The organism is Mongoliitalea daihaiensis, assembly GCF_021596945.1.
GTDB classification, from domain to species: Bacteria; Bacteroidota; Bacteroidia; order Cytophagales; family Cyclobacteriaceae; genus Mongoliitalea; species Mongoliitalea daihaiensis.
The window spans coordinates 1,995,674-2,015,000 of record NZ_CP063779.1; the positions used below are offsets into that span (position 1 = coordinate 1,995,674).

A 19,327-nucleotide genomic window follows, 5' to 3' on the forward strand; every position below is an offset into this window, starting at 1 on the left:
TTGAATTGTACTACAAATGTTCATCAATCCCTAAAAAATACTACATCAATAATACATCAATCGTGCCTTGGAACGTTTAAAACGTTTTAAATCACCATAAAAATGAATTTCAGTGGACACTACAGGATGATTTTTACATTTTCTTATTGAAAGTTAACTTACCTATCTTCCTGAGGGCAGCAATAAACCTTTCAGCAGTTTAAAATTATTGTTTGTGAAAAAAAATGAGCAATCAATCCAAAGGGAAATTTATTAGAACGCCCCTTGATCTACATCTTTGATAAACTTAATCAAACCCTCAAAAAATACCTGCTGATCATCATACTGACTAAGATGGCTACCGTCTGGACAAAAGAGGTAGCGCCCTTTTTGCACTTCGCCAGACATCCATTCCATATGACTAGGGTCCATGGTATCATGTCCTGCGCCAATCACGAGTGTGGGAACAGCAATGGATTTTAAGTCTTCTTTTCTATCCCAGCCTTTTAAACTTGCACCTGCTGTAATACCAAATTCGGAATGTCCTTGCATATATACATATACATTTGGATTAACATGTTTGAGGGATCGCATAACTGCCTCAGGCCACTCCGCTATAGGCTTACGCAATACATGGTACTGGTAGTGGTGTTCCAAAAGCAATTCTTCATAACGAGGATTTTCAAAGTCTTCACTTTCTTCAATCTTCATGATCTCAGCAAAAACTTCAGGTGGCATTTGTGGCCCTAGCACTTCTTTCGCATAAGCTTCGTAGTCATCTAAGCTTGCCATCATATTGGAAATCACCAGGCCTTTGAGTTTATCCTGATGCTTTAAGGCATATTCCATGGCTAATATACCTCCCCAAGATTGTCCGAAAAGGTAAAAATTGTCAGCATCCAAATCCAAAGCAATACGTACTTGCTCTACCTCGTCTACAAATCGCTCAATAGTCCATAACGATTGATCTTCTGGTTGCTCAGAATAGTAAGAGCCTAATTGATCATAGTAGATATACTCGATGCCTTCTGCTGGAAAGAACCCATCGAAGCAGGAGTACAATTCATGTGTCATGCCCGGTCCTCCATGCAAGAGGAGTACTTTCATGCTAGGATTGTTTCCCACTCGTTTGGTCCAAACCTTAAATTCGCCTGCGGGGGTCTCTATAGGGATCATTCGAATTCCTCCTTCAAATTGATCGCTTCTGCCCGAAAAATCAAGATATGAATGGGTGAAGTCAGAGCTACCTTCCTCGCCAGAAGGGCTACAGGCTACAAGTCCTCCAAAAAAGAGTGTCAGGATAAAAATAAGGTTACGCATGAGAATTATTTCGTTGATGATGCTTTAAATGTAAAAAAAAATGGTTGACCATCAAAATTATAAAATTTATACTCTTTTATGCCTTTGTGAAAGCTATCAGAGATGATACTTGTCATTGGTTGCCATAAGTTTTGCCGATCTAAGGCAATATCAGCTGTTTTTTATCCGAGCAATGATTTTTACCGTATCTTTCAGTAAACATTCGGTGTCATGATCAGTAAAATCTTGATAGAAAACTGTCAAATTATATTGATTAACCACCTGTAAAAATAAAAAACACGGATGAAACGATTTATTTTCGGCTTTGGCTTGGCAGTAATTTTATTTGTCATGCTATGGCTATTGGTAGATAAAAAAGAAAGCAAAGAGCAAATTCAAGAGAGTTCGGCACTCATTCAGCAGCGTATCGAACAAGTAGGTAAGTTGATTGTGACAGAGGGGTATTTTTCTCAGGTTTTCACCTTTAAAAACTCTCAAAATCTCTTTTTAAATATGCTTAAGTCTGATAAAAAAGCATTGGTTGTGGCCAATGCTAAGGTGACCGTGGAGTATGACTTGAGACAACTGCAAACTGAAATAGATATGGAGAACCAAATCTTGATTCTCAAAAGTATTCCCGAACCTGTGATCAATATTTATCCTGAAATTGAATATTACGATGTAAGCCAAGACTACTTCAATAAATTTGGTGCAGCCGATTACAACAAGATCAAAAATACAGTTACCACTCGTATTCGTGAAAAGGTAAATCAATCTAATTTATTGGAAAATAGCCAAGATCGCCTAATGGCCGAACTAGTCAATATATTTATCCTTACGAAATCCCTTGGCTGGACTTTGCAATACAATGAAGTTGCCATTGAGTCAGAAGAGGAGTTGAAAAGTCTGAAAAGGTAAAGCTGTAATGGAAGAAATCAAGATCAAAAACATGGTTTGTCCACGCTGCATTATGGCAGTGGAAAATATAGTGAAAGGAATGAATCTAGCGGTACAAGAAGTTAGACTGGGAAAATTAGTTTTAAAAAATGAGCTTACTCCTGCTCAAGCGAAAAATTTAGAAACAAGCTTAAAGACCATAGGCTTTGAAATACTCAAGAGTAAAGAGGCGATCACAATTGAGGAGATTAAACGTTTTTTAAATGCATTGGTGCAAGAAGGAACTGTTCCAGCGGGTTTTAATCTCACAGAAGTCATTCAAGCGAGACAATTGGAGGATTACAGTAAATTAAGTAATCTATTTAGCAGCATGGAAGGGCAAACGATTGAGCGATATCTTATTCAATTGAAAATCGATAAGGTAAAAGAATGGCTTTTTTATGGAGAGTATCAACTGAGCGAAATGGCTTGGAAATTGGGTTACAGCTCTGTTCAGCATTTATCGTCACAGTTTAAAAAAGTGACTGGGATGACTCCATCGGCATTTAAAAAGATTCTCTAGAGCCCTTCGAAAAGTTAAAATGGCCTAAAAACAGCAAAGCGTCGATTCACATCGACGCCTAAAAATCTGCAAGGTTTTCAAAAAATGTTCGTTTGCTGTACGTGCTTCAAAAGTACTACAGCAGGATTGCTTCAAAGCCACCAAATCATTAAGGATACTTTAAGCTTATCAATTGATTCTCAACCATACTTAATAATCTCTTAATCTTTGACTCTTTAAGAGGAGATCTTTTGGGATGGGTTTTCATACGTACTCTTGGTATAAATCACTCTGAAATAACTACCTTTGCGCCAAAGATAGGAAAGTAGTGAAAGCAAGAACGCTCAAAAAAGATAAGGTAAATATCATTACCATGGGTTGCTCCAAAAACTTGGTTGATTCCGAGGTTTTACTGACCCAACTCAAAGGCAACGGCATCGACGCCAACCATGAGTCCAATAGTTCCGATAACAACATCATCATTATTAATACCTGTGGCTTTATCGATAATGCCAAGCAAGAATCCATTGATACCATCTTACAATATGTAGATGCCAAAGAAAGAGGGATAGTTGACAAAGTCTACGTAACGGGATGTCTTTCTCAACGATATAAAGATGATTTGGAAAAAGAAATCCCTCAGGTTGACGCCTATTTTGGCACCCGGGATTTACCAGCTTTATTGAAAAAGTTTAAAGCAGATTACAAACATGAACTGGTAGGCGAGCGTTTGTTGACGCACAATGCCCATTATGCTTACATGAAGATTTCGGAAGGTTGTGACCGTCCTTGTTCTTTTTGTGCCATTCCCTTGATGCGGGGAGGACATGTGTCCCGTTCCATTGAAGATTTGGTAAAAGAAGCAGAACATAAGGCTGCTAATGGTACGAAAGAGCTTTTATTAATTGCACAAGATTCGACTTATTACGGGTTGGATTTGTATAAAAAAAGAAGGTTGGCAGATTTGATGCGGGCGCTTTCAGATGTAGATGGGATTGAGTGGATTCGTCTGCATTACGCTTTCCCAACCGGCTTCCCAATGGATGTGATCGAGGTAATGAAAGAGAGATCCAATATTTGTAATTACTTGGATATCCCTTTACAGCATGGTTCTACAGATGTATTGAAAGCCATGAGGAGAGGAACTACTAGAGAAAAACAAGAAGAATTGATCCACAGCATCCGTGATTTGATTCCAGAAATTGCCATCAGGACCACACTCATTACAGGTCACCCAGGAGAAGGCGAGAAGGAATTTGAAGAGATGGTGGGGTTTGTGGAGCGTATGAAGTTTGAGCGATTAGGTGTCTTTACCTATTCTCATGAAGAAAATACCCATGCGCATACGATGGAAGACAGTACTCCTGAAGAAGTAAAGCAGGAGCGTGCTAATCATCTGATGGAAATCCAAGAGCAAATCAGTTACGATTTGAACCAAGAGAAAATTGGAAAAACTTTCAAGGTGTTAATTGATAAGAAGGAGAATGGCTATTTTGTAGGTAGAACAGAGTATGATTCCGTAGAGGTTGATAATGAAGTTTTGATCGATGCAAGCAAACATTATTGCCGCATTGGAGACTTTGTGGAAGCTACTGTTACGGATGCTACAGAATTTGACTTGTATGCGGATGTAAAATAAAATTAGAGATTTTTGATGATTTTCAACAATCCGTCAAAAGGATGTTGAATTCAACCAAAGAAAAACCCAGAGAAAAAATATTTCTCTGGGTTTTTTTAAACCTATATTTGTGTATACTCGTTAAAAATACCATGAATATGGCCTCTGTTAAAATTTTATTCGCTATTTTATTGCTTTGTTTCTTTTCAATGCCTGAGCTTTCAGCCCAAGAACAAGAAATTGTTACCGTTTATAATGGTTCAACTGAATATGTTGGGCAGGGGGTGTTGATCAATGGTCGTCGACACGGAGAATGGAAGATTTTTAGTAGAAAGCCCCAAAAACCTGCTGCAATTCCTTATGTTCCTCAATCTTCCAATCAACGAGTTTCGGATAAGCAATTGAAAAAACATTTCAATATGAATCAACCCCATCAGGTGGTTCATTATAGGAATGGGATTTTGAATGGGGAATTTCAAGAATTTTATCAATCCGGAGCAATTAAGTTTAGAGTCAATTTGGTTTCTGGAAAAGTGGATGGTAATTATGAAGCATTTTATGAGGATGGTAGCCAACAAGTAAAAGGGTTTTTTCGTCAGGACAAACCGCATCAGGAGTGGCATCGGTTTTTTGCTAATGGCGTACAAGAGTCTTTAGAGTATTACTACAATGGTTTGAAAGTAGGAGATTGGAAATGGTTTCATGAAAATGGGGAGCCAAGAGAAACCATTGCTTTTATTCAAGATGCTAAGCATGGTGCTTATCAATCATTTTTCCGCAATGGTCAATTGCAAGAACAGGGAACTTTTGATAAAAATGAAAAAGTAGGTGTTTGGCAAAGTTTTTTTGACAATGGGCAATTAGCTTCTCAAGAAAGTTTTTCTTTTGGTATGCCGGATGGAAAATGGGAATATTATACAATAGACGGTAAACTTTTAGCTGGAGGTACTTACAGTCTAGGTAAAAAGCTGGGAACCTGGATAGAAGAGACCGGCCTAGATGATGAATTATTACGAACAGGATTTTATCTGGAAGATGTCAAATCAGGTACATGGAAAGTGGTCAACCGTCAAGGCCATGTTTTTCAGGAAGAAGTGTATAGTGAAGGTAAGCTTTTGGCAGTTAGTAAATTTATGGAAATCAATGGTCAAGTAAAGGATGCGGGATCCTTAGCTAATGGTGATGGGGAACGAATTTTTTACGATGCTGAAGGTAGAGTTATCCAAAAAGGGGGATTTGAGAAGGGAATTCCTCACGGTGTTTGGCTGTACTTTGAAGGAGAAAGTAGCAATTTGGAAAAACTTGGAGGCTACTTGGAAGGAAATGCGCACGGTGAGTGGCTCACTTACAATGCTGAGGGAAAAGTAGTGAATAGAGAATATTTCGAATATGGTGAACAAATTAAGGAAGATGTTTTGAAAGATGATGGAACTGTGCGCTCAGCCCCTCTTTTGAGCCAAAGCCCTACGTTAGACTCTAATTCAGCCATGCACCGTCAAGGAGCAGGTAATTATCTTAGTAATATGTTTTACAGTTCCCGTTATGCTGGTAATTAAAAGTTAACAATTTCCTAACTGTTTTACAGTTAGGAAACTCTATTTTTCGGAAAATTAGCAAATAACATGACTAAGCAACTTTCTATTTTCGTCCTTTTCCTTTTAATTTCCATCCAAGTGAGTGCACAATTTTCGTACGATCTCCAAGGTCATAGGGGCAGCAGAGGTATTATGCCTGAAAACACGATACCTGCTATGATCAAAGCATTGGATTTGGGTTCTACCACCTTGGAACTAGATTTAGCCATTACCAAAGATGGATTTGTAATTCTTTCCCACGAGCCTTACATGAATCCAGTGATTTGCTTAGACCCTAAGGGAAATGAAATCCCTATGGAAAATAAGTCTCATAATATTTACCAACTGACCTATCAGGAGATTTTGGCATACGATTGTGGGTCCAAGTTTCATGCAGGATTTCCGGAGCAGGTGAAGTTCTTTGCTACCAAACCTAAGTTGGAAGATTTGTTTGTGGTAATAGAAAAATATGTCCATGATAATGGTCTTCAGCAACCTTTTTACAATATTGAAATTAAGAGTTCTGCGGAAGGCGATGGCGTATACCATCCAACTGTCCCAGAGTTTTCGGAAAAGGTAGTTCAGATCATAGAAAAGCATGTGGGCTGGGACAGAGTCAATATACAATCTTTCGACTTTCGAGTGTTGAAGTACCTCCGATCAACTTACCCTCAGGTTCCCTTAGCGATGTTGATTACCAATGCAGGGAATTACGAAGCATATTTGAATGAATTAGGCTTTCAACCGGAGATTTACTCTCCCTATTTTACAGGCTTGACGGCTACCATTGTCCAATCTCTGCAAGCAAAAGGCATGAAAGTCATCCCTTGGACAGTCAATACAACCGAGCAAATGGAGGCATTGCTGGAAATGGGGGTAGATGGGATTATTACGGACTATCCGAATTTGGCGCCAAAGTTTTGAAGATAGTTTTTTGTCATTTTCATAAATTATTGTCTGAAGGATTAGATTGTCCTTTAACACATACTACTAGTTGTTAATGGTTTTTCAATAGGGAGAGATTTCTCTCCCGACTTTATTTTATGCGAATTTTACTGTCTTTTTATTGTGTCTTATGGTTGGTTTCTTGTCAATCCAGCGTAAAAAGTGATTTTGATTTAACCCTTGAGGTGTCGAGTTATCCTTTAGACGGAGCTGCTTACATGATTTTTGATATGCCTAATCATGTTCACATTGATACGTTAGTCAGTTTTGATCCCAATCAAAGAAAAGTTGTAAAAATCCCTCTTTTGGGCGGAACTCCCACTGAAAGAAGTCTTTTATTTGATTTCGATATGTATCCAAATACTTTTTACTATATCAATTCCGATTCTCTATTGTTCTCAACTGGAGATATTTTATTCCTTACTGACCAAAGTGGTAACCAATTCCATAGTGTCAGGTTATTTAAAAATCTTGATGCAATAAAAGCGGAGGTTTACACCGAATTTCCCTACGATGGATTCTCAGACCATTTATTTTATGATGAGAGTTCACAATCTGTTTTGTATTATTTCGCAAAGAGAAGCCAAGTAGAAAAAAGAAAGGTATTTGGTAAAATAGATGTAAGATCAGGTGATTGGGAGAGCCTTCCCATTTATCATCCAAAGGAATATACAGGTGTTCCATTGAATTATACCACGTTTCCAAGTGTAACAGGGACTTCGAATGGGTTGGCTTATATATATTCCATTTCCTCTACAATTGTCAGTTATGATGCTCCTTCCAAAAGTCAAAAGGAAATCCTGATAAAAAGCTTTGAAGGTAAGCAGCATGCAGAACCACAGACCAACAGAGATACTTGGCCAACAAGTTACTTTGAAGATTGGGTTCTTTCGTCTCCTAATTACTTGAAGCTTATTTATGACCCTTACAGGAAAGTTTACTATCGCTTTTCTCAATCTGCATTGAACAGGTCAGCTGATGGGGAGGATTACTACACTTTTTTAGTGAAGAACAGAGAAGTGTATTTGTCTATTTTGGATGAGGAGTTTAATCTAATGTACAATAAAATGCTTCCCAAAGGGAAGTATGATCCGACAAAGAGTTTTGTTTTTTCAAAAGGATTATGGATACCTTTAGAATTGACCACTTTGGAAGAGGAAGATGGGCTTTATGGGGATTTATTTCAAATTGTTAAATAGGTTTTTTTCAACCAGTACCAGTAGCTAATCGTAAATCAATAGTGGATATAACATCATTTGTGCAACTGTTCAAATGTGCATGGACTATCCAAGTTTGCTACTTCTTCAGGTGATTTTCCATTGACTTCACATTTCAACCTTCGGACTATCGGATTATATGCTTATTTTTGGCCTTCTTAACCAAAAGTAATGCATGAAAATTGTTGAAGTAAGCAATCCAGGTCAACAAAAAGAGTTTTTGGAAATGGCTGTAAGGCTATACAAGCATGAGAAAAACTGGATACGTCCCCTCGATAAGGATATTGAAGGCTTGTTTCATACAGAAACCAATAAGTTGTTTCGATTAGGTGGAAAGGCCAAGCGTTGGTTGTTACTCAATGATAAGAATGAAACGATTGGCAGGGTTGCCGCTTTTCTTCATCCAAAGTGGATAGAAGAGCAACCTACCGGAGGGCTGGGTTTTTTTGAATGCATCAATCATCAGGAAGCAGCTTTTCTTTTATTTGATACGGCTAAAGCTTGGTTGGAGTCTGAGGGGATGGAAGCGATGGATGGTCCTGTCAACTTTGGTGAGCGTGACAAGTGGTGGGGCTTGCTAGTGGAGGGTTTTTCTCCTCCTAACTACAATATGCCTTGGAATTTCCCTTACTACAAAGACTTTTTTGAAGCCTATGGATTTCAGATTTACTTCAAGCAATTCACCTATATGCGTCCGGTGCAGGGAGTGGGGTTTGATGAGAAAATGGTGGCTCGAGCCAATGAAATCTTGAAAGAACCTGATTTCCAGTTTAGACATCTAGAAGGGAAGGAGTTGAAGGAAAAGGCACCACAGTATTTTATGGATGTCTATAATAAGGCATGGTCTCGACACATGGGCAAAACCTTGACGCTTAAGGAAACACAATTGATGTTTGGTAAAATGAAGCCTATCATGGACCCAAGGTTGATTTATTTCGGATTTTATAAAGGTGAACCAATTTCATTTTTCATCAATATTCCGGAAATCAACCAAATCTTCAAGTATGTAGATGGGAAATTGGACCTTTGGGGGAAAATTAAATTTCTCTATAACAAGACCTTCAATCCACCCAATAAAATGTTGGGGTTGGTTTTTGGTGTAATTCCAGATTTTCAAGGCAAAGGGATTGATTCTGCTATGATTATGGCATACAACGAGAAATTTGCACGGCATGATTGGTTTACTTATAAGACCATAGAGATGAACTGGATTGGAGATTTCAATCCCAAAATGATGCGGGTCTGCGAGCAATTGAATGCGACCATCTATAAAACCCATCACACTTACAGGTTCTTATTTGATAGGTCAAAACCATTCAAGCGCCATAAGATATTTGAATAATCGGAGGGCTTACCTCTTTTGAAAGTGAATAACAAATGAATATGAAAAAATACGATGTAGTAGGTGTGGGTAACGCCTTAGTGGACATAGAATTTAAAGTAAGCGATAAATTCTTTGAGGATAATCAGGTAGAAAAAGGTTTGATGACCTTGGTAGATGAGGAGCGTCAGAATTCTTTGATGAGTGTCATCAATACCGAACAGGCAAAAAAGCAATGCGGTGGATCGGCTGCCAATACAGTAATTGCCGTAAGTCAGTTTGGAGGAAAGTCTTACTATTGCTGTAAGGTTGCTAATGATGAATTAGGACACTTTTATTTGCAGGATTTGGCTGATTCAGGTGTTGATAATAATCTTCAAGTAGATAAGTTGCAGGATGGAATCACAGGCAAGTGCTTGGTAATGGTGACGGATGACTCCGAACGCACGATGAACACGTTCTTGGGGATTACTCAAAATTTCTCAGTTGCTGAGGTCAATGAAGCAGCTATCAAAGATTCCAAATATTTATTTATCGAAGGATACTTGGTGACTTCCCCCAATGGTAAAGAGGCCATGATGCATGCGAAAAAAATCGCTGAGGAAGCTGGTACAAAAGTAGCGTTGACATTCTCTGACCCTGCTATGGTGAAGTATTTCAAGAATGCGTTTGAAGACGTGATTGGACCGAGTGTAGATTTATTGTTTGCCAACGAGGAAGAAGCTTTGTTGTTTACAGGGAAAGAAACCTTGGCCGAAGCAAGAGAAGAGATGAAAAAGGCAGCAAAGCACTTTGTCATTACCCAAGGGAAAAATGGAGCGATGATTTTTGATGGTGATACGTTCATTGATATCGAGCCTTACAAAACTGTCGCTGTGGATAGTAATGGGGCAGGAGATATGTTTGCCGGTGCATTTATGTATGGCATTACCAATGGTCATAGTTATGCATCAAGTGGTAAGCTAGCTTCCATGGCAAGTTCAAGAATTGTAAGCCAGTTTGGTCCCCGATTAAAATGGCATGAAGCAAAGGAAATTCTTACACGATTGAATCCGTAAAGCAGCTAAAAAATCCGAGGTACACACTTCGGATTTTTTTTAAAACATATAATTATTCGAAGACAAATAATATTTTTTAAGTATTTGAATAGTTGTTTTTTGCTATTTAGGCACATTAAACGTTTAATTTCTTTTGCAGATAGTTTTTTTTAAATTCCATTTTATATTTTAGAAGCCTGAAAAATATTGGGATCTAGCCTTAGATGAATAAAACATTCGATTTGTCTCAGAACTTTAAACTATATCGATCATGAAAACTGAAAGAACATCATTTAAAAATCTCCTTCTTATCGGGGCCTTTCTTTTGTTTTGCACTTTGATTTATTTTAGTGGAGCATTTGGAAACTTTATGGAAGGCTGGAATTCGGTCACTTGTTGCGAATGATTGTTTAATGCGAGCAATGCAATAGTCTTAATTGATGTTAATATTTCATTAGCCAATTAATCTTGGTATAATTTTGACTATGAATAAGAAAAAGTGTCAGCCGCAGGTTTTTATGTGTAGATGTTCGCATCCGAACGATTAAACAAAATTTTATTTCAAGTAGTAATACTAATATAACCCTAATTTATAAATATATGAGAAAGTTTACCTTCTTTTTCTCTCTGGTCTTTTTGGTGAGTTCACTCAGCTGGGCACAGACAAAAATCGAATTCAAGGAAATGACCTTGGAGAATGGTTTACATGTGATTATGCATCAAGATAACAGTACGCCTATTGTGGCAGTATCTGTATTGTATCATGTTGGTTCTAAAAATGAGCGTCCTGACCGAACAGGTTTTGCACACTTCTTTGAGCACTTATTATTTGAGGGAACTGAAAATATTCCTCGTGGTGAGTACATGAATAAGATACAAGCAATCGGTGGTACCTTGAATGCTTTTACCTCCAATGATATTACCTATTATTATGAAATTGTACCATCCAATCAATTGGAAACAGCTCTTTACATGGAGTCAGAGCGTATGCTCCATCCTAAAATTGATCAGATTGGGGTAGATACGCAACGTGAAGTTATCAAGGAAGAAAAAAGACAATCTTATGATAACCGTCCATACGGTACCATTCTTCCTGAAACTATGAAGCGTGCGTTTTTAGAGCATCCCTATCAGTGGCCTGTCATTGGGTCAATGGATCATTTGGACGCTGCGCAGTTGCAAGAATTCATGGATTTTCACAAATCATATTATGTACCTAACAATGCAGTATTGACCATTGCAGGTGATATTGACTTTGCTCAAACAGAGGCTTGGGTAAAGGCATACTTTGCAGAAGTTCCAAAAGGCCCTGCAGACTTTTACAGACCTGCAATAAAAGAACCTAAGAAAACTACTGAAACAAGGGATATCGTTTATGATAATATTCAAATTCCAGCGATTATTCAGGCTTACAATTTACCTAAAAAGAATCATCCAGATTCTTATGCAATGTCGATGTTATCCACTTATCTGACAGGGGGTAATTCTTCTTTAATGACCAAAGAGTTGGTAGACAAGCAACAGAAAGCATTGGCAGTGGCAGCCATTCCATTGGACTTGGAAGATGGCGGGGTGTTTTTGATGTATGCTATTACCAACATGGGAATCGAACCTAAGGATTTGGAAAATGAAATGGATGGTTTGCTAGCTCAGGTGCAAAAAAATGGCATTTCCGAGGAGGATTTTTTGAAATTGCAAAACATCATTGAAAATAATGTGGTCAGTCAAAATGCTTCTATGGCAGGTATTGCTCAGAATTTGGCAGAGGCTAAAGTGTTTTTTGGGAATACCAATTATATCAATCAGACGCTAGACCAATATAGAAAGGTGACTCGGGAAGATATTCAGCGAGTAGCGAATGAGTATCTGACGTTGGATGGAAGAGTAGTATTGTACTACTTGCCTAAATCAGCTCAAGTAGAAGAATAATTGAATGCGGATTTTTAATTACAAGAAAATATGAAAAAACTACTAATATTCGTTTTAATGGCTGCGTTTGCCAATATGGCCGTAGCACAGATAGACCGTTCTCGCTATCCAGACCCTGCTCCAGCAAGGGAAATCAAATTAGGAAATGCGGATTCCTTTACACTTCCCAATGGACTAAAGGTATTTGTCGTTGAAAACAATAAATTACCTAGAGTTGCATTCTCGTTAGTTTTAGATAGAGATCCTATTTTAGAAGGAGAAAAATCCGGAATGTTGGGAATGTATGGAGAGATGGTCATGGGGGGCACAAAAACACGTACCAAAGATCAATTGGATGAAGAAATTGATTTCATTGGTGCTAGTATCTCTGCAAGTGCTTCTTCCATCTTTGGTTCTTCCCTAAAAAAACATCAGGATAAATTATTGGAACTGATGGCTGATGTGATGTACAATCCTACTTTTCCTGAAGAAGAATTAGACAAGTTGAGAAAGCAAGCAATCACAGGTTTAGCTGCCAGCAAAGATGATCCCAATGCAATTTCAGGAAGATTGGCTTCCAAATTAAATTTTGGTAATGAGCATCCATACGGCGAAGATGAAAGTGAATCAACACTAAACAACATCACGGTGGATGATTTTAAATCCTATTATGCAACTTATTTCAAGCCAAATATAGCTTATCTAGCAATTGTTGGAAATATTAATAAGTCGGAAGCAGAGCAATTGGTTAACAAGTATTTCAGTAAGTGGGGAAAAGGTACTGTACCTTCCAAAACTTATGCAAAGCCTGCAGCGCCTGAGCAATCTTTTGTTGCATTTGTAGATAGAGCAGCATCTGTTCAGTCGGTAGTAAACATTACCTATCCCATGGAGATGCACCTGACCAATCCTGATTATATTGCCTCTAGAGTTTTAAATTATATTTTGGGTGGAGGTTCATCCTCACGTTTATTTATGAACTTAAGAGAGGATAAAGGATATACATACGGTGCTTATTCTTCTATTGGTTCGGATAAATTGATCACAAGTTTCCGAGCAAATGCCAGTGTAAAACAAACAGCTACTGATTCTGCGATCTATGAAATGGTCTATGAAATCAGAAACTTACGTGATAATGGAATTACCGAAGAAGAACTTGTAGCTGCAAAGGCGAATTTGAGTGGTTCCTTTGGCCGTTCTTTAGAATCACCTTCCACGATTGCCAACTTTGCAATCAATACAGAGCGTTATAAGTTACCTAAAGATTTTTACAGTACGTATTTACAACAGTTGAATGCTTTGACTGTGGCTGATATCAATGCCGCTGCTAAAAAATATCTGAAACCGGATAACTTGTACATCACGGTGGTGGGGAATGGTTCAGAAATTGAAAGTTCCTTGATGGCTTTTGGTGAAGTGAAGCGATTCAATAATGTTGGAGAACCTGAAAGACAAATTGCCATGTCTGCTGATGTTAGTGCTCAAGATGTGATTGATGCGTATATAGCTGCTATTGGCGGTGCTGCCAATGTGCGGAATATCAAAACTTCAAGAATAGAATCTGTTGCCGAAATCCAAGGAATGAAGCTGCAAATCAACTCTGTTTTTGATCAGCCTAACATGTCTTTCAGCCAAAAAACCATCGTAATGGGAAATGTGGCATCCAATACATCTGTGGTTAATGGAAAAGCTTCTGTTGTTGCAAATGGTCAGTCTATCCCATTGAATGATGAGGCTGAGGAAGCGATCAAAATGGGTATGTATCTTATCCCAGAAATCCATTTCGATGATTTGGGTTATACAGTTGAATTGGACGGTATCAAGGATGTCGAAGGTCAGGATGCGTACAAGTTAATTGTCTCCAATCCCATGGGAACCAAGCAAACGCATTACTTCAGCGTTGAGACAGGTTTGAAGATCAAAACTGAATCAGCAGAGGCTGGAGAAATGATGTATGGAGACTATAAGGAAGTGGATGGTGTGAAATATCCTATGTTAATGGTGATGAAATCCCCAATGTTGCCAATGGCCTTGGAAACAAGAGTGGAAAAAATCGAATTCAATGCGGCCGTTTCTGCTGAGGATTTTAAATAATTGAATAGAAGGGAGCATGATGCTCCCTTTTTTATAGTTTTAAACTCTAGCCTTTATTAATCATACATGAAAAAACTTCTATCACTTTGGGTAATGGTAGCTTTCTTAGCTGCACAAAGTTTTGCTTCTATTGGGGAGTCAACCGAAGCAAATACAGGAATAGTTGAAAATGATCCAGCATCTATTATTTCTAAGTACATTCAAGCGGTTGGTGGTGCAGAAAATGTTGCAAAAATTAAAAACTCTACCATGATTATGGAAGCTTCTGTACAAGGGGCTACATTAGTCATGACAACAGTTTCTGATAGTGAAAATAGCCGAATGATGCAGCAAACTGCCTTCATGGGCAATGTAGCCTCAAAAACCATTTACAAAGATGGAAAGGCTAAGGCAATGGCTATGGGCCAAGAGCAAGCTATTCCTGATGAAATGGCAGAAATGTTAAAAATTCAAACCTATGCTTTCCCTGAAGCCCAATACGAAGCCATGGGTTATAAAATGGAGGTGCAGGGAATAAAGAAAGTAAAAAAGGAAGATGCCTATAAATTGGTATTGACTGCTCCCAACGGCATGAAGACCACAGAATTTTACTCTGTTGAATCCGGACTAAAACTAAGGGTAAGTTCGGATGCTACTGGGGAAATCACCTATCAGGATTATCAAGAGAAAGATGGGGTATTGGTCCCAATGAAGTTAACTATCGTTAGTCCAATGCTTCCTATGGAATTAGAAGCAAAAGTGATTCAAGTGACCTTTAATTCTAATTTAAGCGATTCTGATTTCAATTAAATCTGATTTCAATTAAAGAAGAGAGGCCTCGTACAAGGCCTCTCTTTTTTAGTTTATTTGCTTCCAGGATTCTCTTAAAGGGGTAGTGGCATTCACTGTCATCGCCCAATGCGGGAAGTACAAATTTTCTTCCAAGAGAATCTCAATAGTTAGTTTTCTCCCATGGCGGTTAAGGTTTACAACCATTTTTTTAGTGGTTTCATCCAATTCCCAGCCCATTAGTTGATCTTTCAACATACAAACATGACTTCCTGGTGAATCTGGATGTATATTGACGATGGTATTAGAGGAATCCACAATAATTCCTGCTTGATGCCTTAGCGGGCTTACCTGATAGCTCTCCGTTAGCTCTACTCCAATTTCTCTTAAAGCTCTTTGAATAGAAGGAAGGATATTGTTTTTCCCAAGAATTAATTCTTGGATAATTTCTTCCAAGTCATTAGAGGCTTTCCCACAATGTCTCAGAATCTTTAGAAATTCTTTCCAATCATATCCCTTACCTGTTTTTCCGAATTTTTCCCAAAGAACTCGCATGAATGCTTGTAGGCTGCTATCCTGTTCAAGTAAACATATATCTAAACAGAAACTTATTAAAGAACCTCGATTATAGATGTTGACTTTTTTATGTGGAATACCAGGTTTATATCCATCCAACCAAAGATCCCTGCTAGACTCCAAGATGGATTGGTGCCGCCATCCAAATGTTTCTGACTCTTTTTGAATTTGCCTTTTCAGTTCATGAAAATACTGCTCTAATGAAAAGTAGCCTGCCTTTAACAACATTAGGTCGCCCATGTAAGTAGTAATCCCTTCTAAAGCGATTCCTTCATCAAGGTACACTTCTTTCGAGAGATCATAAGGATTAATGCCTTTTGGTCGGATTCTGCAAACGTTCCAAAAATGATACAGTTCATGAGAGCTAACCCCGATCAGCTCTTGCATCTGTTGCGGATCTTCTAATGACTTATCAGGGCCGAATGTGATTACTGTAGAAAATCGATGTTCTACTCCATGATAATGCCGGTAGGGTAGGATTTGGTATAGGAAATGATAGGTTTGTGCTGGGAAATCCCCAAAGCTTTCGATTTGAGTTTGGCTAAATTCTTTCAAGACTTGCAGAAAATCTTCAATTGCAAAATAGATAGCGCCTTGAATCCAAACTTTGAAACTTTTTTCACCTATTAGATAAGAAAACTCTTGGATACTTGCAGATGCCATCAAAGGACTGTCCATCAATTCCTGATAATCGTTTGCAATGAATGATGTACCTTCCTGAGGCAATGCACAAGCTATTCGGTAATCCGCGGGCAATTCAATTGCTAAACGAATGGATTCATTGGTCCTCTCTGGTACATAAAAAGTGCAATTACTAAAATTTAAATACAGTTGCTCATCATCAGACCAGCATCCTCCTGCATCCATTTGACTGCAGAAATATTCATAGTGAATGAGGAGCTGTCCAGATTCCAATGGAGTAACCTCCCAGCAATCTTTGGATATTTTTTTGGAAGGAATACATACGCTTTCTTGTGAAGCATTGAAAAAACGAATGTTTTGCGCGTAATTTGCCAATTCATACCGCCCAGGCCTCCATGCGGCCAATTGAAAATGTAAGGATTTTCCCTTCTCAACATCTAGGGTTAATTGTATTTCGATAAACTGGCTAGAAATAACCCTCCTTTGAATAAGATAATGCATGACTTTTGGCTCTGATTCAAACAAAAGTAATTCACAGGTTTGTAAATAAAAAAAAGCTATCTATCTTTGCAGTCCTTTTGTGGGAATACACAATTGGAAAGACTCAGAACAGAAAAATTCTATAAAATCATAGCGTCATGAAAAGAACATTTCAACCTTCTCGTAGAAAAAGAAGAAACAAGCACGGATTCAGACAGAGAATGTCTACTGGTAACGGTCAGCGAGTGATCAGATCTAGAAGAGCAAAAGGAAGACACAAGTTAACTGTATCTGACGAAAAAACGTTGAAGAAGTAATTCTAGCCTGACTTTTCGTACCTTAGATACGTGAACGTTGATGCTATGAATACTAAGCTTCCCAAGTCAGAGAGGTTACATGCTCAAAAGTCAATAAAGGAACTTTTTGATAAAGGTTCCTCTTTTTTTTTATATCCATTCAAGGTTTTGGTGCTTCAAATTCCTGCATCCGAACCTCAAGCTCCCCAAGTGTTGTTTTCAGTTTCAAAAAAGAAGTTAAAGAAAGCAGTACAACGCAACCTCATCAAGCGAAGAATTAGGGAGAGTTATAGACTCAATAAACATATTTTAACAGCATCCGCTGGGACAAATCAACTAATTGGCCTAATTTTCGTTTCCTCTGAAGAGATGTCCTTTGATACCATTCAAGGGAAAATTATCAAAGTCCTTCAAAAAATTAATCATGAACAACCGCCTGCAATCCAATCCAAAGAGCATGTTGACGACTAAAAAAATTATTATAGGTCTGCTGATATTGACAACGGCAGTTTTCACTTTTTCATTTGTTGTTAAAAATGACAGGTTATTTACTATTGCTAAAAATCTCGATATTTTCGCTGCTTTAATACGGGAGCTAGACTCTTATTATGTAGATGAAATAGATGTTGAGGAGTTGGTGACTATAGGCATCAGTGCCATGTTGGAGGAATTAGATCCTTATACTGAATATATACCAGAAGAAAATTCTGATGATTTTCGTCTTTTAACAACAGGAGAATACGGAGGAGTAGGTGCTTTGATTGGGAATCGAACTGGGGTTAATATGATTTTAATGCCCTACAAAGGCTTTCCAGCCCAAGCAGGAGGCTTGAGAATTGGAGATGCTATATTGCGGGTGGACACAGTGGATGTAGTGGATAAAAGCACAGCTGATATCTCTCGGTTGTTGAAAGGTCCTGCTAATACGGAAGTTTTTGTGAAGGTAAAGCGTGGTGATGATACCCTTGGAGTAAATTTAATGCGGAGAAAAATTGTTATCAGTAATGTGCCTTATTATGGGAAGTTGGATGACAAAACAGGATACATTAAGTTAACCGACTTCACAACGAATGCAGCATCAGATGTCCGAAATGCATTTATTGATCTAAAAGCTCAAGGAATAGAGCGTTTAGTATTAGATGTACGAGATAACCCTGGAGGAATATTAAAAGAGGCTGTGGAAATTGTAAATCTATTTATTCCAAAGGGCAAAGAAGTTGTACGTACCGTTGGTAAGATCCAAAATGTAAACGCTGTTTATAAAACCACCAAGAGTCCCTTAGATAAAGATATCCCTTTGGTAGTACTAATTAACGAACGTTCAGCTTCAGCCGCAGAGATTGTTGCAGGAGCATTACAGGATTATGACAGAGCTGTTTTGGTGGGAAGGAAAACATTTGGAAAAGGATTGGTGCAGACGACCGTACCGCTATCATACAATTCACAAATCAAAGTAACTACGGCTAAGTATTATATACCAAGCGGTCGATGCATTCAAGCCATTGATTATAGTAAGCGTGATGAGAATGGCAATAGTAATTCCATTCCAGATTCCTTGAGACAAGAGTTTACTACCAAAAATGGCCGGATTGTTCGTGACGGGGCGGGGATTGAACCGGACAAGTTTAATGATACCAAAACGTACGCACCAATCACATTCAGTTTAGTAGCAAGAAATCTTGTTTTTGATTATGGCACTGTATTCTATTTACAAAATCCAAGCATTGATGAGCCTTCTAAATTTGATATTGATGAGGATCTTTATTCGGATTTTGTAAAATGGTTGGAGGATAAGGAATATGATTATACCACCTTTTTGGAAAAGTCTATCGAGGATTTAGAGCGGTATGCCAAAAGAGAGCGTGCCTACGATAAGATTCAAGAAGAAATTGAACAGTTGAAAATTAAAATCAACCATAGCAAAGAGCAGGATTTAATTACCTTCAAGGATGAAATAAAGAGTGCGCTTCGGGAAGAAATTGTGTCACGTTATTTTTATCAGCAAGGAGTAGTTGAATCATCCTTACGTTGGGATGAGGATGTCAAAATCGCAAAACAAATTCTAAATACCCCAAAAGATTTATCTGATTTATTGACTGTCAGGACAAACTGATTATGGCTGTGATTCTATCAAT

At 38.1% G+C, this 19,327-nt stretch carries 17 protein-coding genes (1 of these 17 only partly in view); 15 read left to right on the top strand and 2 right to left on the bottom strand.

Going from position 1 to position 19,327, the window contains the following annotated elements; all coding sequences use genetic code 11:
* Window positions 1–252 precede the first annotated feature (252 nt).
* Window positions 253–1,299 carry a proline iminopeptidase-family hydrolase gene (locus IPZ59_RS08425; protein ID WP_236139424.1) on the bottom strand — a complete coding sequence of 349 codons (1,047 nt, stop codon included), beginning with the start codon at window positions 1,297–1,299 and terminating at the stop codon, window positions 253–255.
* A 282-nt stretch (window positions 1,300–1,581) separates the two neighbouring features.
* Between IPZ59_RS08425 and IPZ59_RS08430 the strand changes: the two genes are divergently transcribed.
* From IPZ59_RS08430 to IPZ59_RS08480, 11 genes are all read left to right on the top strand, one after another.
* Entirely contained in the window at window positions 1,582–2,196 is a 615-nt protein-coding gene (locus tag IPZ59_RS08430) for a DUF4230 domain-containing protein (RefSeq protein WP_236139425.1), read from the top strand.
* A 7-nt stretch (window positions 2,197–2,203) separates the two neighbouring features.
* Window positions 2,204–2,737, top strand: coding sequence for a helix-turn-helix domain-containing protein (locus tag IPZ59_RS08435; RefSeq protein ID WP_236139426.1), 534 nt, complete (start codon window positions 2,204–2,206; stop codon window positions 2,735–2,737).
* 307 nt (window positions 2,738–3,044) lie between these two features.
* Window positions 3,045–4,355 carry a 30S ribosomal protein S12 methylthiotransferase RimO gene (gene rimO, locus IPZ59_RS08440; protein WP_236139427.1) on the top strand — a complete coding sequence of 437 codons (1,311 nt, stop codon included), beginning with the start codon at window positions 3,045–3,047 and terminating at the stop codon, window positions 4,353–4,355.
* 137 nt (window positions 4,356–4,492) lie between these two features.
* Entirely contained in the window at window positions 4,493–5,890 is a 1,398-nt protein-coding gene (locus tag IPZ59_RS08445; protein WP_236139428.1) for a toxin-antitoxin system YwqK family antitoxin, read from the top strand.
* Window positions 5,891–5,956: 66 nt separating this feature from the next.
* Window positions 5,957–6,832, top strand: coding sequence for a glycerophosphodiester phosphodiesterase (locus IPZ59_RS08450; protein ID WP_236139429.1), 876 nt, complete (start codon window positions 5,957–5,959; stop codon window positions 6,830–6,832).
* A gap of 119 nt (window positions 6,833–6,951) precedes the next feature.
* Window positions 6,952–8,052, top strand: a complete 1,101-nt coding sequence (locus tag IPZ59_RS08455) for a DUF4221 family protein (protein ID WP_236139430.1) — start codon at window positions 6,952–6,954, stop codon at window positions 8,050–8,052.
* A 193-nt stretch (window positions 8,053–8,245) separates the two neighbouring features.
* Window positions 8,246–9,412 (top strand): hypothetical protein, encoded by a 1,167-nt coding sequence (locus tag IPZ59_RS08460; RefSeq protein ID WP_236139431.1) that lies wholly within the window; start codon window positions 8,246–8,248, stop codon window positions 9,410–9,412.
* Between the two features lie 41 nt (window positions 9,413–9,453).
* A complete protein-coding gene (locus IPZ59_RS08465; protein WP_236139432.1) occupies window positions 9,454–10,449 on the top strand; it encodes an adenosine kinase in 996 nt (331 codons plus the stop codon).
* Between the two features lie 579 nt (window positions 10,450–11,028).
* Window positions 11,029–12,357 (top strand): M16 family metallopeptidase, encoded by a 1,329-nt coding sequence (locus IPZ59_RS08470; protein WP_236139433.1) that lies wholly within the window; start codon window positions 11,029–11,031, stop codon window positions 12,355–12,357.
* A gap of 30 nt (window positions 12,358–12,387) precedes the next feature.
* Window positions 12,388–14,430: an insulinase family protein gene (locus IPZ59_RS08475; protein ID WP_236139434.1), complete on the top strand. Its 2,043-nt coding sequence runs from the start codon at window positions 12,388–12,390 to the stop codon at window positions 14,428–14,430.
* Between the two features lie 66 nt (window positions 14,431–14,496).
* The gene (locus IPZ59_RS08480) at window positions 14,497–15,219 is read left to right on the top strand and encodes a LolA-like protein (protein WP_236139435.1); all 723 of its coding nucleotides are present in this window, start codon (window positions 14,497–14,499) and stop codon (window positions 15,217–15,219) included.
* 48 nt (window positions 15,220–15,267) lie between these two features.
* Here IPZ59_RS08480 and IPZ59_RS08485 read toward each other — a convergent pair whose 3' ends face one another.
* Window positions 15,268–16,917 (bottom strand): M61 family metallopeptidase, encoded by a 1,650-nt coding sequence (locus tag IPZ59_RS08485; RefSeq protein ID WP_236139436.1) that lies wholly within the window; start codon window positions 16,915–16,917, stop codon window positions 15,268–15,270.
* 137 nt (window positions 16,918–17,054) lie between these two features.
* Here IPZ59_RS08485 and rpmH point away from each other — a divergent pair, with 137 nt between their 5' ends.
* The 4 genes in view from rpmH to tsaB are tightly spaced (at most 45 nt apart) and all read left to right on the top strand, a layout consistent with a single transcriptional unit that may run on beyond the window.
* Window positions 17,055–17,213: a 50S ribosomal protein L34 gene (gene rpmH / locus IPZ59_RS08490; RefSeq protein WP_189586598.1), complete on the top strand. Its 159-nt coding sequence runs from the start codon at window positions 17,055–17,057 to the stop codon at window positions 17,211–17,213.
* Window positions 17,214–17,258: 45 nt separating this feature from the next.
* Entirely contained in the window at window positions 17,259–17,663 is a 405-nt protein-coding gene (rnpA, locus tag IPZ59_RS08495) for a ribonuclease P protein component (protein ID WP_236139437.1), read from the top strand.
* A complete protein-coding gene (locus IPZ59_RS08500; protein WP_394800735.1) occupies window positions 17,617–19,305 on the top strand; it encodes a S41 family peptidase in 1,689 nt (562 codons plus the stop codon). Before rnpA ends, IPZ59_RS08500 begins: the two co-directional genes overlap by 47 nt.
* A gap of 2 nt (window positions 19,306–19,307) precedes the next feature.
* Window positions 19,308–19,327 carry the start of a tRNA (adenosine(37)-N6)-threonylcarbamoyltransferase complex dimerization subunit type 1 TsaB gene (gene tsaB / locus IPZ59_RS08505; RefSeq protein WP_236139438.1) on the top strand. Its footprint extends 673 nt past the window's final position, so only the first 20 of its 693 coding nucleotides appear in the window; it begins with the start codon at window positions 19,308–19,310; the stop codon falls past the right edge of the window.